The organism is Hydrogenophaga sp. FG152 (genome assembly GCF_057809615.1).
Window position 1 is genome coordinate 84,735 of record NZ_JBMDKH010000010.1, and the last position, 20,466, is coordinate 105,200.

Here is a 20,466-nt window from a genome sequence, read left to right on the forward strand (position 1 = left end):
GGAGCAGAGCGCCATGCGCATCACCGCCATCATCCTGACCTACAACGAAGCGATCCACATCGAGCGCGCGATCCGCTCCATCCAGCCGTTCGTCGATCAGATCTGCGTGGTCGACTCGGACTCCACCGACGACACGCGCGACATCGCGCGCGAACTCGGCGCCGAAGTCCACACCCACGCCTTCATCAACCAGGCCCGGCAGTTCCAGTGGGCGCTCGACACGCTCGACATCCGCGGCGAATGGGTGCTGCGCCTGGACGCCGACGAGATCATCGAGCACGACCTGGCCCGGCGCATCGCTACCGAGCTGCCCGGGCTGCCGGCCGATGTGGTGGGCATCCACTTCAAGCGCAAGCACATCTTCATGGACCGCTGGGTGCGCCACGGCGGGCGTTACCCCCTCGTCATGCTGCGCCTGTGGCGGCGCGGACAAGGCCGCGTGGAAGACCGCTGGATGGACGAGCACGTGGTGGTCCAGGGCGGGCGCACGGTCACCTTCGAGGGCGGCTTTGCCGACCACAACCTGCACGACCTGGGCTACTTCACCGACAAGCACAACAAGTACGCCACGCGCGAAGCCATCGAGGTGCTGAACCAGCGGCTCGGCCTGTTCGCGCGGGACGAGGCGCTCAACGCGCACAGCGCCTCGTCCCAGGCCGCCCTCAAACGCTGGGTGAAGGAGCGCCTCTACAACCGCACTCCCTTCACCGTCAGCGCCACGCTGTATTTCCTGTACCGCTACATCGTGCAGCTGGGTTTTCTGGATGGCCGCAGCGGCCTGGTCTACCACTTTTTGCAAGGCTACTGGTACCGCTTCCTGGTGGGCGCCAAGGTGATGGAGCTCGAGCGCGCCGTGGCCCACCTGCAAGACAAGGCCCTCATCTGCGCGGAGCTGAGCCGGCTCACCGGCCACCGCCTGGTGGCGCAGCCGCCGCCCCCCTCGCCCGAAGCACCCCACCCGGATGTCACGCCGCGCGCTCTGGCCACCCGGCCCTGACGCGCGCCATCCGAAGAACGAAAGGAACCCCATGCGCCCCCCCCCCTTCACCCCGTCGCGCGCCTGGCTGCTGGCCAGCCTGTTCGTGTCGGCACACGCATGGGCGCAGGGCGAAGACGCGCTGATCTGCCAGGACGCGTCGGTGCCGCCCGGCGCCCAGCAGGTGGGCGCCACGCAGCCGCTCTTTCGCGACTGCCCGCGCGTCGAGGACGTCGACTTCACCGGCCGCGCCAATGGGAAGAAGTACTACGCCGGCTTCTACGCCATCGGCGCGAAGAGCCCCAGCATGTACGACACGGCACAAGACGGTGTGGTGATCAAGCGCGGCGGCCTGCTCACCACCGTGAAGACCGATTCGACGCCAGGCGGCTTCCCCCTGCTCGCCGGCAACCGGCCGTTCTACATCGAAGCCCAGACCGTGCTCTCCAACACCCACCCGGACAACTTCCCTGCCATCTGGCTCATGCCGATCGAGCACAACCTGCGCATGGAAGACGTGTACGAAGGCGATCCCAAGAGCTTCGAGCGCTGGTTCGAGCTCGACATCGACGAAGGCGGCTTCGGCCCGGGCGGCCACCACACCGCCATCTCGTGGACCGGCATCTGGCCCAACTACAAGAAGATCCAGAACCCCAATCCGACCTCGAAAGCGCCGCTGGACCGCACGCGCCCGAACGTGTTCGGCGTGTCGTACGACCCCGCCACGCTCACTGTGCGCTGGTGGGTCAACGGCCAGCAGGTGCTCGAAGCCGGCGCGCCCTATGTGCCCGAGATCGCGCGCCGGCAGAACTTCTACCTGATCGTGTCATCGCAAAGCCGCAAGAACGTCAACGACTACCAGACGACGTTCATGGGCGTGCGCGCGTTCTCGAGCGAGGCCGCGCCGGCCGCCAGGGCCAACGCCAGGATCCCGGCCAGGGGCAAGCCATGAAGATCCTGGTCTACGGCATCAACTTCGCGCCCGAGCTCACCGGCATCGGCAAGTACACCGGCGAGATGGCGCGGTGGCTGGCCGCTGCGGGGCACGAGGTGCGCGTGATCACCGCGCCGCCCTACTACCCCGCCTGGCAGGTGGGCGAGGGCCACAGCGCCCGCCGCTACCGCACCGAGTCGTGGCAGGGCGTTCGGGTGATGCGCACGCCCCTGTGGGTGCCCCGACAGCCGGGCGGCCTCAAACGCCTGCTGCACCTGGGCAGCTTTGCGATCAGCAGCCTGCCGGTGCTGATCGCGCAATGGCGCTGGAAACCCGACGTGGTGTGGGTGGTGGAGCCACCGCTGATGTGCGCGCCCGCCGCTGTCGCCTTCGCCGCGCTGCGCGGCGCCCGGAGCTGGCTGCACATCCAGGACTACGAGGTGGACGCCGCGTTCGACCTCGGCCTCATCCAGGGCGCCATGCTGCGCCGCTGGGTGGAGCGCGCCGAGCGCTGGCTGATGCGCCGCTTCGATCGCGTCTCCACCATCTCGGGCCGCATGGTCGAGCGCGCGCGCGGCAAGGGCGTGGAGGCCCGGCGCGTCGTCCACTTCCCCAACTGGGTCGACATCGGTGGCATCGCGCCGCTGGTCGCCCCCAGCCCCTACCGCACCGAACTCGGGCTCGCGCCCGATGCCGTGGTGGCGCTGTACGCCGGCAACATGGGCAACAAGCAAGGCCTTGAGATCCTCGCCGACGTGGCCCGCCTGGTGCAGGACGACACCCGCATCCAGCTCGTGATCGGCGGCAACGGCTCCGGCAAGGCCGATCTGCAGGCCCGCTGCGCAGGCCTGCCCAACGTGCGCTTTCTGGACTTGCAACCGCTGGAGCGGCTGAGCGACTGGCTTGGCCTCGCCGACGTGCATTTGCTGCCGCAGCGCGCCGACGCGGCCGACCTGGTGATGCCCTCCAAGCTCACCGGCATGCTGGCCAGCGGGCGCGCCGTGCTGGCCACCGCGCGGGCGGACACCGAGCTGTGCCGCGTGGTCGAACACGACGCAGCTTGCGGCGTGGTCGTGCCGCCCGAGAACCCCACCGCCATGGCCGAGGCCCTGCGCGCGCTGGCCGCCGACCCGGCGCGCCGCGCCGCGCTGGGCGCCCAGGGCCGTCGTTACGCCGAAGCCGAATTGAGCCAGGACGCGATCCTGCACCGCTTCGAAACGCAGCTGCATGCCCTGGTGCCGGGCGCGAACGTGCTGCGCGATTCACCGGCGCCACAACAGCAAGGAGTGACACGATGAAAACCATCCCCACCCAATGCATCGGCCTGATGGGCCTGCTGGCTCTCGCCACCGCCCTGCCCCTGCACGCGCAAACCCCCGAAGCGCCGACCAGCACCCTGGCCCAACCCGTGGCGGTGCGCAGCGCCTCCAGTGCCGAGGCCATGGGCGCGCCGCTGGCTGCGCCGACCACCGCGAGCGCCGACTACAAGATCACCGCCAACGACCTGATGGAGTTCGACGTGTTCGGCGTCCCCGACATGAAACGCGACGTGCGCGTGAACGCCTCGGGCGAGATCTCGCTGCCGCTCATTGGCCAGGTGCCGGTAGCGGGCCTCACCGCGAAAGAAGCGGCCGACCGCATCGCCGACAAGTACAAGGAAAAGTACCTGCAGGACCCGCAGGTCTCGCTCTTCATCAAGGAGTTCACCACGCAGCGCGTCGCCATCGAAGGCGCGGTGATCCGCCCCGGCATCTACCCGGTGACGGGTCAGCTCACGCTGCTGCGCGCCCTGGCCTTGTCGGGCGGTTTCGCGCCCTATGCCGACATCAACCAGATCGTCGTCTACCGCCAGGGAACGGGCGGTGCGCGCGAGCAGTTCACCTACGACCTCGACAAGGTGCGCGCCGGCCAGGAGAAGGACCCGAACATCCGGTCGGACGACGTGATCGTGGTCCAGCGCAACGCCCGGCGCACCGCGCTGAGGGACTCGCTCTTCAGCGACATCCTCAGCACGCTCAATCCATTCAAGTGACGGGAGAACCGCCATGACCACCGACCAGCACCACCTGCCTTACGTGCCCGACCCCAGGGACGCGCCCAGCCTGTACCGGGAGGCGGGCCCGTCCGAGCGCGCGCGTTCCCGGGGCGAAACCATCGCGCTGACCGAGGACCGCCTCGACCTGCGCACCGTCTACCGCGCGCTGGTGCGGCGCAAAGGGACCATCCTGGGCATCGCCCTCTTGGCCACCCTGGCGGCCAGCGTGTACACGCTGAGCATCGAGCCGCAGTACCAGAGTTCGGCCATGCTGCAGATCGACCGCGCCGCGCAGAAGGTGGTCGGCTTCAACACCGAGGTGGAGGTGGAAGAAGGTCCGCTGTCCGATCAGCTGCAGTTGCGCACCCAGGTCGAGCTGCTCAAGAGCCGCAGCCTGGCCGAGCGCGTGATCGATGAAATGGGTCTGTACAAGCCCGGTGGCATGAGCACCGCGCCCGCACCAGCCGCCACCGAGGCCGCCTCGGCGGTTGGCAGCGGGCTGATGGACCAGGCCGCCGCCGTGGGGCGCCAGGCGTGGAGCCAGTTGCACGCCTTGATCGCCCCGGCACCGTCCGCCCCCGAGTCGCTCAGCCGAGGGGCCACGGTGGCGCAGTTCCAGCAGGCCGTCACCGTCGAGCCCGTGCGCAACTCGCGCCTGGTGCAGGTCAGCGTGCGCAACGCCGACCCTGAGCTGGCGGCCGCCATCGCCAACACCATGGCCAAGGCCTTCATCGCCATGCACATCGAGCGCCGGCTCGAATCGTCGGTCTACGCGCGCCAGTTCCTGGAGCAACAGATCCGCCAGAGCAAGGCCAAGCTGGAAGAAAGCGAGCGCGTCATCAACGAGTACGCCAAGAAGAACCAGATCCTGAACCTGGGCGAAAAGGGCAGCGCCACCACCCAGACCTTCGTGGACTTCTCGACCGCGCTGACCCAGGCGCAGCAGGAACGCATCAAGGCCGAGACGCTGTACAACCAGGTCCGGCTCAACCCCGAGAGCGCGCCGCAGGCGGTGGTCAACGAGGCGATCCGCGCCTACAAGGAACAGCGTGCCCGGCTGGAGGCCGACTACGCCAAGAACCGCAGCGTGTTCAAGCCGGACTACCCGGCCATGGTGCAGGCACGGGCCCAGATCGCCGAGCTGGACGGTCGCATCAAGACCGAGGTGAACAACATCCTGTCCAGCATCCAGGGCCAGTACATGGCCGCCGTGAAAGCCGAAGAGCAACTCAAGAACAAGGTGGCCGCCAGCCGCAGCGAGGTGCTCAACGTGCAGGATCGCAGCGTGGACATGAACCTGCTGAGCCGCGAGCTGGACACCAACCGGCAGGTGTACGACAGCCTGCTGCAGCGCCTGCGCGAAGTGAGCGTGACCGCGGGCATCACCACCAACAACGTGAGCATCGTCGATCAGGCCTCGGCGCCCCTGTTCCCGGCGTCGCCCAACCTAAAGATCAACATCGGGCTGGGCGTGTTGCTCGGCCTGTTCCTGGGCGTGCTGGTCGCCCTGCTGCGCGAACAGATGGACGACTCGGTCAAGAGCGTCAACGACATCGAGGGCCAGTACCGCCTGCCCCTGCTCGGCCTGATCCCGTTCACCCGCAGCGCCGGGGTGCGCCGCGAACCGGTGGCCCTGCTGGCGCACCGCGAGCCGCGCAGCACCTTCGCCGAGTCCTACCGCTCGCTGCGCACCGTGCTGCAGTTCGGCTCGGCCGATGGCCCACCCCAGCGCTTCATGGTGACGAGCTGTGGCACCGGCGAAGGCAAGAGCACCACCGCGCTCGCGCTGGCCATCAACTTCGCCCAGCTGGGCCAGAGGGTGCTGCTCATCGACGCCGACATGCGCAAGGGCGGCCTGCACAAGATGCTCAAGCTGTCCAACGATCGCGGCCTGTCCACCCTGCTGGAGTCCGACCGCGCGATCGAGGGCTCGATCCGGGACACCACGGTGGCGAACCTGGGCGTGATCACGGCCGGCCCCACGCCGCCCGACCCGGTGGAACTGCTGATGGGCCCGCGCCTGGGCGCCTTGCTGGAGCAGGCGCAGGCCCTGGGCTACACGCAGATCGTGGTCGACGGGCCGCCGCTGCTGGGCCTGGCCGACGCGATCGTGCTGGGCAACCAGATCCCGAACATCGTGCTGACGGTGAAAGCCGGCGGTACCAGGAAGGACAGCATGAAGGACGGGCTTCGCCGCCTGCGCTCGGCCGGCCTGACCCCCATGGGCGTGGTCCTGACACACGCGCGCAACGAGCACAACAACGACCATGCCTACGCGGCCTACTACGGCCACGGTGCGCCACCCGCGCCGCGCCCGGCGCCCGTGCGCAGCCCGCCCCCCGTCGCGTTGCCGCCAGGCACCCGCATCGAGCCCACGCTGGACCCGTCTGCCGCATCGGCATGAGCGCCGCCGGGCCCATGAACCTGCCTGACGGAAGACGCCTGCTGCCGGCCCTGCTGGCTTTCGAACGCGCGCCCGGCCGCTACCCCGTGGCGCGGCGCGAGCCACACCCGCTGTTCGCGCACATCGACAGCGTGATGCGCCTGGCCGCCGGGCGCCCGGTGCAGGGCCTGCCGGCGGCCGCCGCCCACAACCCCGAACTGCGCCGCGCGGCGCGCTTCTTCGTGCGCACAGTGATGCTGCGCCCGGGCTCGGACCCCTACACCCTGCTGGGCCTGACGCCGGACTTCGAGCCGGCGCAACTGCGCGAGCACTACCGGCTGATGATCCGCCTGACCCACCCGGACTTCGAAGCCACGGGCGAACGCTGGCCCGCTGGCGCGGCCACGCGAATCAACCTGGCCAACGACCTGCTGTCAGGGCGTCAGCGCGGCCACAAGGCCCACAGCTGCAGCGGCTGCTTGAGCGCGGCGGCCGTGAGGTAGGCCTCGTCGCTCCAGCCGCCCCAGCCCGTGAACAGGTCGGCCCGCACCGCGCCCACGATGGCGCCGCCCGTGTCCTGCGCCATCACCAGGCGCTGCGCGTTCATCGTCGGGCCCTGCGTGGCCAGCCACACCGGCGTGCCATAGGGAATGCTCTGCGGATCGACCGCGATCGAGCGCCCGGGCGTGAGCGGCACGTTCTGCGCACCGCGCGGGCCGAAGCGCGCGTCCAGCTCCGACAGCGCCTCTTCGCGGAAGAACACGGTGCGCGGGTTGCTCCACAGCATCTCGTTGAGGCGCTGCGGGTTCTGCAGGGCCCAGGCCTTGATGGCCGACCACGAGGCCTCGTTGATCGCGCGCTGGTCGAGCAGCCAGCGGCCCACGCTCTGGTACGGATGGCCGTTGTGCGCCGCGAAGGCCACCCGCACCTGGCGCGTGCGCCCGTCGGCCTCGGCGATGTTCAGCCGGCCCGAGCCCTGGATCTGCAGGATCAAGGCGTCGATGGGATCGGCCAGCCAGGCCACGGCGCGGCCCTGCAGCGCGGCCTGCGCGGCGGGCAGCGTGTCGATCTCCTGGCGGCTGTGCCAGGGCTGGCCGGGCCGCAACCCCGGCGGCGGGCCATAGAGCGGCACGCGGTAGGTGGCGGTGGGCACGCGGCTGGCGGCCATGATGGGCTCGTAGTAACCGGTGAGCAGGCCGGCCGGCAGGCTGCCATCGACCTCGGTGACGCGGTAGGGCAGGAAGCGGCGCATCACCCAGGCCTGCTGCTCGGCGGCGGTGGCGATGGAGAGCTGGCGCACTTCGGCGCACAGGCCCGCATGGCCCGCCACCGGCCGCTCGCAGCCACGCACCCAGGCGTTCCACACCTCGTGCAGGCTGTCCTGCCCCCAGCCGGGCAGCTCGCTCCAGCGCACCGGCACCCAGCGGCTCTTGCCGCGCTGCATCGGGGCGGGCAGCACCGTGTCGTCGGGCGCCACCACCACCGGGGGCACCCCGGTGACCGGAGGCGGCATGGGGGGATAGGTGCGGGGGTCGATCGCGCAGGACGCCAGGCTTCCTACAATCAGGGCGCTCCCGATCCAGCGCAGCGCCCTGAGGCCGCTGCCCGTTCTTCCACCCCCCACCGCAGAAACGCCATTCCTTCCCATGACCTTGTTGTTGCTTGAAGCGCTTGGCGCGCTGGTGTTGCTGGTGTTCATCGTGTGGTGGACCATGTTTTCGGGTCGCAAGAAAGGCGAGTTGCCCGAGGAAGTGGCGCCACGCGAGAAGGACGAAGCCCCGCCATCGCGGCGCGACTGAGGCGAACGCCGCCGCTCACGGCGGGCGCAGCACGTTGGCCAGCTCGACCGCGGACTTCACGCCCATCTTGTCGAACACGCGCGAGCGGTGCACCTCCACCGTGCGCACGCTGATGTTGAGCTGGTCGGCCACGAGCTTGTTGGGCAGGCCGGCGATCACCAGGTCCATCACGTCGCGCTCGCGATCGGTCAGGCTGTCCAGGCGCTGCTGCAGCTCGCGCTGGATGCGCTGCTGGGCCAGCACCTGGGCCGAGCGGTCCAGCGCCTGCTCGACGCGGTCGACCAGCGCGTTGTCCGAAAACGGTTTCTCGCAGAAGTCGAAGGCGCCGCGCTTGACGGCGTCGACCGCGGTGGGCACGTCGGCGTGGCCCGAGAGAAAGATCACCGGCACCGCGGCCTGCCAGGGCAGCTGCTGCATGCGCTCGAACAGCGTGAGCCCGCTCATGCCCGGCATGCGCACATCGAGCACCACGCAGCACGGTGCCTCGGGCGCCTGGGTCCACACGGCGGCCTCGGCCTGGAAGGCCTCGGCATGGTCGTAGCCTTCGCTGAGCAGGCGGCGCGTGCGCAGCAGCCAGGCCAGCGCCTGGCGCACCTCGGCGTCGTCGTCGACGAGGTAGATCTTCGCGTCAGGGTGCTGCGTCATGAATCCGATGATAAAGGGCACCCCGCCGCGCTGCGCGCGTCCCCCTGAAGGGGGGCGCACGCTGGGACCGGCGGAGCCGGATCCTCGCGAGCCCTGGCTGGAGGCATCTCGCGCCGACGATCAAACGGCGGCGGGCAGGGTGAAGCGGAACACGGTGCCACGCGGCTCGTTGGGCTCGTGGGTGAGCGCGCCGCCGTGCTGCTCGATCACGGTGCGGCACAGGCTCAGCCCCAGGCCCATGCCTTCGGCGCGGGTCGTGAAGAACGGCGTGAACAGCTTGGCCTGCACCTCCTCGCTCAGCCCCAGGCCATGGTCGGTGACAGAGAAGGCGACCCAGGCCTTCTGCGGCAGGCCGCCCGGCGCGAGACCCGAATGCAGGCGCGCCTGCCCCACCTCCAGGCGCAGCACGCGCAGGCTCATGCGCGAGGACGGGTCGGTCAGCGGCATGGCCTGCATGCCGTTGCGCGCGAGGTTGAGCAGCACCTGCTCGACCATGGTGCGGTCGCACAGCACCGGGGGGCAATCGGGCGCGATCTGGATCTGCAGGCGGATGCCCTGCTTCTTGGCCTGCAGGCTCAGCAGCGGCAGGATGGCGTCGATCAGGCTCTTGGGCGTGACCGCCTCGTGCACCCGTTGGCGCCGCCGCACGAAGTCGGCCACGCTCTTGATGACGCGCGCCGCGCGCTCGGCCTGCTCGCCAATGCGCCGCACAGCCTGCATCAGGTCGGCCTGCACCGGGTCGGCCACCGCCGCGCCCGCCCCCTCGGGCTGCTCCAGCAGGTTGAGCGTGCCGCTGGCGTAGCTCGAGATCGCGGCCAGCGGCTGGTTGAGCTCATGGCTCAGCAGCGAGGCCATTTCGCCCATGGTGGCCAGGCGCGCGGTGGCCTGCAGGCGCTCCTGCGAGGCGCGGTTGAGGTCTTCCACGCGGCGCTGCTCGGTCAGGTCCAGGATGGCGCTCATGAAACCGGTCTGCTTGCCTTGCGCATCGATCAGCGGCGCCTCGATGATGAGCACCGGGAAGCGCGTGCCGTCGGGCCGCTGGAACACCGATTCGTAGCCCTCGCGCGGCAGCACCTGCCCGGCCAGCCGCACCATCTGGCGCTGCTGGTACTCGTCCACCAGCTCGGGCGGCCACCAGGGCGCTGGCAGGCCGGTGCCCACGAGCTGTTCGGCCGTGAGGCCCACCATGTCGCAGAAGGCCGGGTTCACGTAGGTGATGCGGCCTTGCATGTCGCGCGCGCGCAGGCCGGTCACCAGCGAGTCTTCCATCGCCTTGCGGAACGCCAGGGACTTGGCCACTTCCATTTCGGCGCGCTGGCGGCGACGGATGTCGCGCCCGAGCAGGAACAGCACCGACAGCAGCGCCAGCGACAGCGCGCTGACCATGGCGGTGAGCACATTGGGGAAGAGGCCGCGCAACAGGCGCGGGCTCTGCAGTTGAAGGATGAGCGTGTGGCCCGGCAGGTCGAGCACCTGGCGCGCGGTGAGGGTGCGGCGCGTGCCGGTGACGATGCTGTGCAGCGCCAGTCGCGTGCCGTCGGCCTCGTTGAAGGCCAGCCCCCGGCCGCGCAGCAGGTCGCGGTTGGTGAGTTCCGACAGCAGGCCGGGCAGCGAATAGGTGGCCACCAGAAAACCATTGGGCAGGCCATTGCGCGCCACCGGCAGGCACATTTCGATCAGCTCCAGGCCCTTGCCGTGGCGCAATGGCCAGAAGTAGCTGCTGGAGTAGGCCGGCCCGGACAGGCGCCGCGCGTGGTCGCAGGCCAGGCGCACCTCAGGCAGGGCCTGGTCGCGGTCCAGGTAACCGAACAGCTCGGGGATGAAGGGCGTGTCGCGCGCGGCGGCCACCTGTTGCGCGTTGTCGCGCCATTCGAGCCGAACGATCTCCCGGTGCTGCGCCATCAGCTCGGCCGCCGGAAAGGCCCACGAATCGGCCGTGGGCGCCACGCTGTGCAGCGACTGCAGGGTCTGCACGTTGCGCACCAGGCTGCTGCGGATGTCGCTCACGAGCGAGGCCGCGTCCTGCTCCAGCGCGGTCTGGTCGCGCGCCTCTTCGTACTCCGCGGCCAGGAAGATCAGCACCCCCAGCAGCGTCGCCACCAGCAGCAGCAGGGCCGCCCACAGGCGCCAGCGGAGCGAACGAAGGCTTTCGCGCCACGCGCGGATGAAGTGCGGGCGCTCCATGGCCGAGCGGGTCAGAGGCGGCGGTGCTGCAGCGAAGGCAGTTGTTCGCGCACGCTGCGCAGGCGCTCGATGTCCAGCTCGGCCAGCACCACGCCGGGGCCTTCGGCCTGCAGCGCCATCACCTCGCCCCAGGGGTCGATCACCATGCTGTGGCCCCAGGTGCGGCGGCCGTTCTCGTGCACGCCACCCTGGGCGCTGGCGATCACGAAGGCCTGGTTCTCGATCGCGCGGGCGCGCAGCAGCACCTCCCAGTGCGAGCGCCCGGTGGTGTAGGTGAAGGCCGCTGGCACCAGCAGGATGTCGGCGGCGAGCATGCGGTAGAGCTCGCCAAAGCGCAGGTCGTAGCAGACGCTCTGGCCCACGCGCCAGTCCTGGCCCGCGTGGTCGCGGCACTCGAACACGGTGGGCGTGTCGCCCGCGACCAGCACCGTGGCCTCGTCGTAGTGCTCGGTGCCGTTGTCGTAGCGGAACAGGTGGATCTTGTCGTAGCGGCTGGTGCTCTCGCCGCGCGGGTTGTACACCACCGAGGCGTTGGCCGCGTGGCTGGGGTCGTCGGTGGCCATGGGCAGCGTGCCGCCGACGATCCACATCTTGAGGTCGCGCGCGGCGTCGGAGAGGAAGTCCTGCACCTTGCCCAGGCCGGGCGTTTCGGCCAGCACCAGCTTGTCCTCGTCCTTGGCGCCCATGAAGCAGAAGTACTCGGGCAGCACCGCGAGCTCGGCCCCGCCAGCGGCGGCCTGGCGCAGCAGGCGCAGGGCTTCGCTGAGGTTGACGTCCAGGCTGATGCCCGAAACCATCTGGATGGCGGCGACTTTCATGCGGTGTCCTTTCGGTGAAGCCTGACAGCTTACTGCAGCACCGGCGTGGGGTCGCGCGGCGCCGCGGCGGCCGGTGAAGCCCGCTCGACCTTGTCCACCTGGGGATCGGCCCAGCTGCCGGTGATGCGGAACTCCTGCGTCGTTGCCGACTGCAGCGGCTGGCGCAGCAGGAATTGCGCCAGGAAGGTGCCCAGACCGATGGCCGGGTTGATGGCGGTGGCGATCAGCGAGGCGGTGCCGGCGTTGATCTCGGGCACCACCACCACCTTGAGGTCCTGCTGCTCGCGCGCGATGTCGGCGCTGCCTTCCATCAGCACGGCCGCGTTCACGCCCTTCATCTGCAGGTTGTTGGTGTGCAGCACGCCCTGCTCCAGGCGCGCGTCGCCGCGCACGAAGTCGAAGGCAAAGCCTTCGGAGAACACGTCTCGGAAGTCGAGCACCAGGCGTCGCGGCAGGGCCTGCAGGCTGAGCACGCCCAGCAGGCGCCCGGCGCCGGGGTCGACCTTGAGGAACTGGCCGCGCTCGATGTCGGCGTGGATCTGGCCCGACAGGCTGGGGTAGTCGATCGACAGCGGCGAGCCGATCCAGCCGATGTTGCCTTCGAGCCGACCCTTGCCACCGCGCACCAAGCCCTCGCGGCCGAAGCGGGTGAGCAGTTGGCCCGAGTCGTCGATGTCGAGCCGGAAATTGAGCGCGGTGCGGCGCTGGCCGGCCGCGCCGGCCCCGGCGGCGACCCAGTTGCCGGTGGCGCTCAGGCGCGCCTCGGGCGCGGCGACGCGCAGTCGGGTCAGGCGCCATTCGCTGCCGCGCAGCGGCCCGCCGCGGTTGATGGCCTCGACCTCCACACGCCCCAGGTTGCGACCGGCGATGGTGAGCTCGTCCACGGCGATATCCAGCGAGGGCACGCTGGTGGTGGGCTGCTCCAGCAGCTGTTCGACGTCGTTCGCCGCCGAGGGCTCCAGCTGCAGGCGCTTGAGGCGCGCGTACACATTGCCCGCCGTACCCGGGCCCGACTGGCGCACCGACACGTAGCCATTGAGTTCGTTGGCGTCGATGTTGGCCTGCCACTGCGCGCCTTCGCGCGAGCCTCCCAGCACCACGCGGTGGAACTGGCGCCCGCGCACCGTGAGGCGGTCGGCGCGCACCGCCAGGGTGGTGGGCAGGTAGGCCAGGCTGGCGTTCTGGTCGCTGACCGGGCCCACGCGCGGCAGCACCGTGGCGCCGGCCGTGGCCGCCGTGCGCACGTCCACCCCCGTGGTGGTGTTGAACGCGCGCTCCCAGGCATCGGTGTCGAGCTGCGCGAGTTGCACATGAGCGACGACGCCCTCGGGCGGCAGGGACGCGGCGGTGTTGTCGCCCTCCACGCCGACCGCGATGGCGCCGCGCAGCACCCGCGGCTCGCCGCTGCCGAGTTCGCGCTCGTACTGCAGCGAGGCCACCGGCGCCAGCGAGGAGCCGAGCTGGATCGCCAGCCGGTCGGTGCGCGCGCTCTCGCCCGCCACGGTGAGCACGTGGTTTTCGTAGCGCAGCGGCAGGCTGGCCTCGGCCGCCTTGTTCAAGGGCGCCGGCAGGTTCAGCGCCAGCCCCTGCAGGTTGCTCGTCACCTGCAGCTCGGGCACGCCTGCGCGAAAGCCGAGCTGGGCCGTGTAGGCCGCGCTGCCGCTGGCATGCTGGAACAGGCGCGAGACAAAACCCAGCCCGGCGTCGCGCAGGCCGTCGGCGCTGGCCAGGCCCTGGCCTCGGAACTGCACCTGGGCCGTGCCCTTGGCGTCGACCTGCATGCCACCCTCGAAGCGCAGGTCGCCGCCGTACACCCGGGCCTGGGCGGCCTTGACCGAGAAGCCGGTTTCGCTGAAGGCCAGGTTGCCGCTGGCGCGCCCGAGCAGGGGCGCATCGGGGCTGATCTGCAGGTCGTTGCCATCGAGCTTGACGGTGCCGCTGACCTTGGTGGCGTGAGGGTCGGCCAGTGGGAGCTGGAGCGCGAACCCCACTTGCGTGGCCCCGGCACCAGTGCGGGCCCGCGCCAGCGCCTGGCCCGTCATGGCGTTGAGCGGCGAGCCCTGCACGAAACCCAGCGCCTCGTTCGCCGGCCCCTGGGCCTGGGCGTTCACCATCAGCACGCCGTCGTGGCCCAGGTGCTCGATGCCCACCTGTCCCTTGCTCAGGCGCACGCCGGGCGCGTTCGCCACACCGCCTTCGAGCGCGCTGAGCTTGAGCGAGGCGCGGTCGAGCAGCAGCTCGCCCGAGACACCGCGCAGCGCAGGCCAGGCCGCCTCGCCCGCCTTCTGCAGGTAGGCGGGGATGTAGTCGAAGTCCACGTTGCGCAGCGGCGCGCTGATGCGGAACTCGCCGCGCTCGCCGGGCTTCTCGAAGGGCACGTGATCGACCAGCCCCTGCACGCGGAACTCGACCCGGTTCGAGCTGCCACCGCGCACCGCCTCGCGCACGTAGTGGCGCGCGTCGGCATTCACGGTGAGCGGCAGGTAGCGGTGCACGCGCGTGGCGTCGGCGCGCGTGAGGGTGGCGGTGAGGTCGAGCACGCCGGGAAACCGCGAGGCGGTCGATCCGGTCGGCACCTCGCTGGTCTGCCAGCGCACCTGGGCCGTGCCCTCGGCATCGGCGTTGCTCAGGCGCACGTTGTCGAGCTGGGCTTCGATGCGCTCGCCCTGCACGCGCCAGGAAAAATCGGCCTCCAGCTGGTCGACCGGCACGCTGGGGTCTTCGAACACATCGGGCAGTTCCACGGTGCCGTCGGCCACGCTGATGTGCGCCCGCCCGCCCGCCTGGTTGAGGTCGAAGTCCACCGTGGCCCCCGAGATGCCGGGGCGACCGGGCAGCGGGAAACGCCCCGAGATGGACATGCGGCCGCTGGGTTCGCCCGCCACCGACAGACCACTCACCCGCCCTTTGGCCTGGTAGCTCGCCAGGTCCCAGCCCGCCGATGCCGCCGCGCCGGCCCGGCCTTGCCAACGGGCCGAAAAGCCGTCCACCCGGCCCACGGGCCGCAGCTGCTCCAGCCGCCGGTGCGCTTCGGCCGGCAGGGGCAGGCGGCTGGCGAGGGCCGCGAGCGCGCCCAGCTCCAGCCGCTCAGCGCTGAGTTCGGTGCTCGCGCCCTGCTGCCCGGACAGGGCGGCCGTGTGCTGCAGGCGCAGCCGGCCGCTGGGCCAGTCCACGCCCTCGCGGGTGCGGAAACGCAGGTCGTCGGTGGCCACATTGAAGCCCCCCTCGGACCACTGCGCGGCCAGCCGGCCTTGCAATTCGTCGATCGCCAGGGCCGGCAACCCGGGGCCGAGCTGGGCGTCCACGTCGCGCAGCGCCAGGTCGGTCGTGGCGCCCGCCACGGCGCCGTTGACCACGTCGGCCCAGGCGCGCAGCGCGCCTTGCCCGGCGCGCACATCCACGCCCCAGGTCGACAGGTCCGCGTAGGCCCGCAGGCGCGCCACGTCCACGTGGCTGAAGTCCGCGTACAGCTCGCCGCCCCAGTTGTGCCAGATCGGTTGCCCGGGCGCACGGCCGCCCAGCTCGATCAGGGGCTCGCGCAGGCGCCCCCGCACGCTCAGGCCCTCGCCCCATTCGGCCGGCGGCGTGGCGTCGAGCCGGAACTGGTGCGTGCGGGCGGTGTTGCGCACCACGAAGCTCAAGGCCCCCAGGGCCAGCGGGGGTTGGGCGCGCAGCTCGTCCGTCCAGCGCACGGTGCCGTTCTGGATGACGAATTCGCGCAGAGAGAAGAACCAGTCGGCGGCGCGGCCATCTTGCTGGCCCGGGCCCGCGATGTCGAGCCCGGCCACCTCGATGCGGCCCTGCGCGGTGCGCCGCACGTCCAGCACCGGCTGGTCGATCACGACCTGTTCGAAGTTGCCGTGCCAGAGGGAGCGCACCGACACCGCGGTGCGCACCAGCGGCAGGTGCAGGGCGACGCGACCGTGGGGATCGAACAGCTGCACGTCGCGCAGCTCGAAGGACGGCATGAAGGCGGGCAGGAAACCCAGGCCGCTGCTGGTGTTGTCGGCCCGGATCTCGCCCACCTTCACCGGGGCGCCGACCGTGCTGCTGGCCCATCGCTCCAGCTCAGGGCGCCATTCGCCGATTCGGGGCACAATCCACCAATTCAGCGCCGCCCAGGTCAGCACGAAGAGGCCCCAGGCCAGGAACACGAGCCACAAGCAAAGCCGGGCCACCACCGAAAGTGTCTTGAGGGTTCGCGGGGCAGGGGCGATGGGAGCCGGGCTTTGATTCATGTCCACCGCAAATTATGACGGCCAGCCATTTCACAGGTTCCACAGCGGAAGCGCCCGTTTTGTCATCAAATGTGAACCTCTGTCCGCCGCTCTCGGCCCAAGACCGCCGGGCCGACCATTCGCGCTTCGTGCAGCGGGTGCGCCGCCGCTACGCCACTGAACTGCCCTGCCTTCCCCCGGGAGAACCCGTGCTCGCCAGCATGCGGGCCTGCCTGGGCGTGCTGCGCGAGCGCGGCCTGCCGGTGCCCGCCGCCCTGCGCGTGCTGCGCCAGCTGGTGCTGGAGCGCCTGGTGGTGCTCGACTGCGAGCAGGGCGCGCCGCTGGCCGTGGTCACGCGCGCCGTCACCGAACTGGCCGAACTCGCGCTCGACGAAGCCTGCACCCTGGCCTGCGCCGATCTGGACGAACAGCACGGCGCGCCGCAATTCACCACGCCCAAGGGCGAGTTGCAGCGCGCGCAGCTGTGGGTGATCGGCATGGGCAAGCTGGGCGCGCGCGAGCTCAATGTGTCGAGCGACATCGACCTGATCTACGTCTACGACCAGGACGGCGAGACCGCCGGCAACGCCCAGGGCCGCCAGCGCATCAGCAACCACGAGTATTTCGGCAAGGCCGTCAAGCACATCTACAACACCGTGGGCGAGACCACCGAACACGGCAACGTGTTCCGTGTCGACCTGGCCCTGCGGCCCAACGGCAACTCAGGGCCCAGCGCGGTCTCGCTCGGGGCGCTCGAAGAGTATTTCCTGGTGCAGGGCCGCGAGTGGGAACGTTTCGCCTGGCTCAAGAGCCGCGTGATCGCCCCCATCGCGTGTGTGCAGGACCGCAGCGCCAGCGCGCTGCGCGGCACCGTGCTGCCCTTCGTGTTCCGCCGCTACCTCGACTACGGCGTGTTCGATGCCTTGCGCACCTTGCACCGGCAGATCCGCGACCACGCGTCCAAACGCGCCGCCGGCAACCCGGGGCGATCGAACGACGTGAAGCTCTCGCGCGGCGGCATCCGCGAGATCGAGTTCACGGTGCAGCTGCTGCAGGTGGTGCGCGGCGGCCAGTTCCCCGAGCTGCGCACGCGGCCCACGCTGGATGCGCTGCAGCGCCTGTGCAAGGCCGGCCTGATGCCGCCGGCCACGGCCACCGCGCTGGCGCAGGCCTACGAATTCCTGCGCCGGGTCGAGCACCGCATCCAGTACCTGGACGACCAGCAGACCCACGTGATGCCCACGCGCGACGACGACCTGGCCTGGCTCGCGGCCACGCTCGGTTACCCCGACGTGTGCGCCTTCCTGCACGCGCTGGACGCGCACCGCGAGCTGGTGGCCCAGGAATTCGACACCCTGCTCGGCGGACCCACCAACGGCGGTTGCAACGGCAAGGGCTGCGGCAGCAAGAAGAACGGTGCCAACGGCCGCAGCGCGGTCGAGGACCTGCAGGGCGTGCTGGAGCAGCTGCCCCCGGCCTTCGCGGCCCGCGTGGGCCAATGGCGCGAACACCCGCGGGTGCTCGCGCTGCGCGAGGACACCCGCGCACGCCTGGTGCGGCTGGTGCAGCGCACGGGGGCCTGGATCGACGAAGGCCGCGTGAGCGAAGAGGCCGCTCTGCGCATGGCCGACTGGATCGAGCCGCTGCTGCGCCGCGAGAGTTACCTCGCCCTGCTGCAGGAACGGCCCTCGGTGCACGAGCGCCTGCTGCGCCTGCTGGGCGCGGCGAAGTGGCCCGCGCGCTACCTGATCAAGCACCCCGGCGTGATCGATGAACTCGCCAGCCAGCAGCTGCTGACCGACCGCTTCGATGCCGCGCAGTTCGAGGACGAGCTGGAGGCGCGGCGCACCGCGCTGCGCTCCACCGGCGAGGACGATGAAGAAGCCCTGCTCAACCTGCTGCGCCGCGCGCACCACGCCGAGGTGTTCCGCACCCTGGCGCGCGACGTGGAGAAGGTGCTCACCGTCGAACAGGTGGCCGACGACCTTTCCGCCCTGGCCGACTCGGTGCTGCGCACCACCGCGCGCTGGTGCTGGGCCCGTCTCAAGAGCCGCCACCGCGACGAGCCCAGCTTCGCCATCATTGGCTACGGCAAGCTCGGCGGCAAGGAGCTGGGCTACGGCAGCGACCTGGACATCGTCTTCGTCTACGAAGACGAACACGAGAACGCCCCGGAGATCTACGCCGCCTTCGTGCGCAAGATGATCAACTGGCTCACGGTGAAGACGGGCGAGGGCGACCTGTTCGAGATCGACACCGCGCTGCGGCCCAACGGCAGCTCGGGCCTGCTGGTCACCAGCTTCACGGCCTATTCCAACTACCAGCAGCAGCGCGGCAGCAACACCGCCTGGACCTGGGAACACCAGGCCATGACACGCGCGCGCTTCGTGCTCGGTGGTGTGGCCGAGAGCCCGCCGCCGGGCCTTCCCAAGGCGGGCTCAGCCCCCCCGGGGGGCAGCGACCCGCAGGGGGGCGCAGCGTGGGGGCTCTCCCTCGCCGGCCGCTTCGACGCGGTGCGCGAGGCGGTCATCACGGCCGAGCGCGATGCCGCCTCGCTGGCCGCCGAAATCGTCGCCATGCGCGGCAAGGTGCGCGCGGCGCACCCGGTGCGTGGCGAACGCTTCGACGTGAAACACAGCCCGGGCGGCATGGTGGACGTGGAGTTCGTGGTGCAGTACCTGGTGCTGCTGCACTCTCGCGCGCACCCCGAGTTGCGCGCCAACACCGGCAACATCAACCTGCTGCGGCGCGCCGAAAGCGCCGGCCTGCTCGAACCGGGCATGGGCGAGGCCGCGGCCCGCGCCTACCGCGAGCTGCGCCAGATCCAGCACACCGCGCGGCTGGACGAGGCGCCCACGCAGGTCGATGCGGCGCAGGTCGAAGAAGCCGCTCGCGCGGTGCTGGCGTTGTGGCAACACGTGCTGGGCCGCGTCACGTCGACCGCTTGAACGATCGACCTGCCTTGACACCGTGGCGCGGCAGCTGGTTGTGGCTTTGCGGCCTGCATGCGGCGCTCAGCCTGCTGGTGTGGTGGTCCCCTGCCGGCGTGGCCGACGCACTGACTTGGCGCGCGGGCGAATGGACGGCACGGCCCTGGACGCTGTGGAGCAGCGCCTGGGTCCACCTGAACCTCCCCCACCTCGTGGGCAACGTGCTGGCCATGGGCGGCGTGGCCGCCGCAGGTTGGGTGCTGCGGCCCGGTGCGCGCTGCACGCTGGCGTGGCTGCTGGCGTGGCCACTCACGCAGGTCTCGCTGCTGCTGTGGCCCCAGGTGGGGTACGCGGTCGGCCTCTCTGGCCTGATGCACGCCGGCATCCTCGTGCTGGCGGTGCAGGTCGCGCTGCGCCGCCTGCCCATCCAGGGCGCGCGGTTCTGGGGCGGGCTGCTGTTCGTGGTGGTGCTGACCAAGGTGCTGCTCGAGCGGGGCTGGTCCCAGCCCATCGTGTGGGACGCCGACAGCCACCTGTCGGTGGTGCAGGCCGCGCACGTCACCGGCGCCTTCTGGGGCGTGGTGCTGGGGCTGGCCGAACCCCTGCTGAAGCGCCCACGAAAAAGCCCGCCGTAGCGGGCTTTCAGGCACGGGGCGCGCAGGGGCTCAGGCCGCCGACGGCGCCGCGGTGACCGAGACCGCCTTGCGGAAGCGGTTGAGCTCCTGCACGGTCTTGAAGCTCTGCTCCATCAGCAGGCTCATGTTGTGCAGGATCCGATCGACCACGCGCGTTTCCCACACCGCATCGAAGTTGATCTGCTTGTCCAGCCAGTGCTCCAGCCACTCCGGGTTGGGCAGGCGGCTTTGAATGGTGTCGTTGGGGAACAGGTTCTTGTTCACGTGCAGGTTGGTCGGGTGCAGCGCCTGCGCGGTGCGGCGCGCGCTGGCCATCAGCACGCCCACCTTGGCGAAGGCCGAGCGGGCCTCGTTGCCGAACTTGCCGATGGCGCGCTTCATGTAGCGCAGGTAGGCGCCGCCGTGGCGCGCCTCGTCCTGGCTGAGCGTGCTGTAGATCTGCTTGATCACGGGTTCGGTGTGCCACTCGCTGGCGCGGCGGTACCAGTGGTTCAGGCGGATCTCGCCGCAGAAGTGCAGCATCAGCGTCTCCAGCGGCGGAGCCGGATCGAACTCGAAGCGGATGTCGTGCAGCTCCTGCTCCGTGGGCACCAGCTCGGGACGGAAGCGGCGCAGGTACTCCATCAGCACCAGCGAGTGCTTCTGCTCTTCAAAGAACCAGATCGACATGAAGGCCGAGAAGTCGGAATCGTCGCGGTTGTCGCGCAGGAACATCTCGGTGGCCGGCAGCGCCGCCCATTCCGTGATCGCGTTCATCTTGATGGTCTGCGCCTGTTCATCGGTCAACGCGCTGGCATCGAACTTGTCCCAGGGGATGTCCTTGTCCATGTCCCAACGCACGGATTCGAGTTGTTTGAAGAGTTCAGGATAGAGCATGGTGGTCTTTCTTAACGCGGACATTCTATGCGGC

At 70.3% G+C, this 20,466-nt stretch carries 15 protein-coding genes; 9 read left to right on the forward strand and 6 right to left on the reverse strand.

The window, feature by feature from the left end:
- Positions 1-13 precede the first annotated feature (13 nt).
- Genes ACODTB_RS13705 through ACODTB_RS13730 form a run of 6 tightly spaced genes read left to right on the forward strand, consistent with a single transcriptional unit; the run spans position 14 to position 6,831 of the window.
- Complete coding sequence (locus tag ACODTB_RS13705) at positions 14-997, forward strand: glycosyltransferase family 2 protein (protein ID WP_291111612.1); 984 nt, start codon at positions 14-16, stop codon at positions 995-997.
- A 31-nt stretch (positions 998-1,028) separates the two neighbouring features.
- Positions 1,029-1,928, forward strand: coding sequence for a LamG domain-containing protein (locus ACODTB_RS13710; protein ID WP_291111611.1), 900 nt, complete (start codon positions 1,029-1,031; stop codon positions 1,926-1,928).
- Positions 1,925-3,208, forward strand: a complete 1,284-nt coding sequence (locus ACODTB_RS13715; RefSeq protein ID WP_291111610.1) for a glycosyltransferase WbuB — start codon at positions 1,925-1,927, stop codon at positions 3,206-3,208. The genes ACODTB_RS13710 and ACODTB_RS13715 overlap by 4 nt, the downstream gene beginning before the upstream one ends.
- On the forward strand, positions 3,205-3,942 hold the full coding sequence (locus ACODTB_RS13720) for a polysaccharide biosynthesis/export family protein (protein ID WP_291111608.1): 738 nt from the start codon (positions 3,205-3,207) through the stop codon (positions 3,940-3,942). Before ACODTB_RS13715 ends, ACODTB_RS13720 begins: the two co-directional genes overlap by 4 nt.
- A 13-nt stretch (positions 3,943-3,955) precedes the next feature.
- Entirely contained in the window at positions 3,956-6,349 is a 2,394-nt protein-coding gene (locus tag ACODTB_RS13725) for a GumC family protein (RefSeq protein ID WP_291111606.1), read from the forward strand.
- Between the two features lie 14 nt (positions 6,350-6,363).
- Positions 6,364-6,831, forward strand: a complete 468-nt coding sequence (locus ACODTB_RS13730) for a J domain-containing protein (RefSeq protein WP_291111604.1) — start codon at positions 6,364-6,366, stop codon at positions 6,829-6,831.
- Here ACODTB_RS13730 and mltA read toward each other — a convergent pair.
- Positions 6,771-8,042 (reverse strand): murein transglycosylase A, encoded by a 1,272-nt coding sequence (gene mltA / locus ACODTB_RS13735; RefSeq protein ID WP_291111602.1) that lies wholly within the window; start codon positions 8,040-8,042, stop codon positions 6,771-6,773. The two genes, ACODTB_RS13730 and mltA, sit on opposite strands and share 61 nt — an antisense overlap.
- Here mltA and ACODTB_RS13740 point away from each other — a divergent pair.
- Complete coding sequence (locus tag ACODTB_RS13740; protein WP_291111600.1) at positions 7,975-8,127, forward strand: hypothetical protein; 153 nt, start codon at positions 7,975-7,977, stop codon at positions 8,125-8,127. The genes mltA and ACODTB_RS13740 overlap by 68 nt on opposite strands.
- A gap of 15 nt (positions 8,128-8,142) precedes the next feature.
- Here the strand turns inward: ACODTB_RS13740 and ACODTB_RS13745 are convergent, their stop codons facing one another.
- From ACODTB_RS13745 to ACODTB_RS13760, 4 genes are all read right to left on the reverse strand, one after another.
- Positions 8,143-8,772: a response regulator transcription factor gene (locus ACODTB_RS13745; RefSeq protein WP_291111598.1), complete on the reverse strand. Its 630-nt coding sequence runs from the start codon at positions 8,770-8,772 to the stop codon at positions 8,143-8,145.
- A 120-nt stretch (positions 8,773-8,892) separates the two neighbouring features.
- Positions 8,893-10,956, reverse strand: coding sequence for a two-component system sensor histidine kinase NtrB (locus ACODTB_RS13750; RefSeq protein WP_291111597.1), 2,064 nt, complete (start codon positions 10,954-10,956; stop codon positions 8,893-8,895).
- An 11-nt stretch (positions 10,957-10,967) separates the two neighbouring features.
- On the reverse strand, positions 10,968-11,774 hold the full coding sequence (locus ACODTB_RS13755) for a carbon-nitrogen hydrolase family protein (RefSeq protein ID WP_291111595.1): 807 nt from the start codon (positions 11,772-11,774) through the stop codon (positions 10,968-10,970).
- A gap of 29 nt (positions 11,775-11,803) precedes the next feature.
- Complete coding sequence (locus ACODTB_RS13760) at positions 11,804-16,012, reverse strand: YhdP family protein (protein WP_291111593.1); 4,209 nt, start codon at positions 16,010-16,012, stop codon at positions 11,804-11,806.
- A gap of 14 nt (positions 16,013-16,026) precedes the next feature.
- Here ACODTB_RS13760 and glnE point away from each other — a divergent pair, with 14 nt between their 5' ends.
- Together glnE and ACODTB_RS13770 are read left to right on the forward strand one after the other, a co-directional pair.
- A complete protein-coding gene (gene glnE / locus ACODTB_RS13765) occupies positions 16,027-18,939 on the forward strand; it encodes a bifunctional [glutamate--ammonia ligase]-adenylyl-L-tyrosine phosphorylase/[glutamate--ammonia-ligase] adenylyltransferase (protein WP_488929402.1) in 2,913 nt (970 codons plus the stop codon).
- The gene (locus tag ACODTB_RS13770; RefSeq protein ID WP_488929403.1) at positions 18,936-19,556 is read left to right on the forward strand and encodes a rhomboid family intramembrane serine protease; all 621 of its coding nucleotides are present in this window, start codon (positions 18,936-18,938) and stop codon (positions 19,554-19,556) included. Before glnE ends, ACODTB_RS13770 begins: the two co-directional genes overlap by 4 nt.
- Before the next feature lie 30 nt (positions 19,557-19,586).
- On the opposite strand, the gene ACODTB_RS13775 is transcribed toward ACODTB_RS13770, so the two are convergent.
- Positions 19,587-20,432, reverse strand: a complete 846-nt coding sequence (locus ACODTB_RS13775; protein WP_291111587.1) for a ferritin family protein — start codon at positions 20,430-20,432, stop codon at positions 19,587-19,589.
- Positions 20,433-20,466 lie beyond the last annotated feature (34 nt).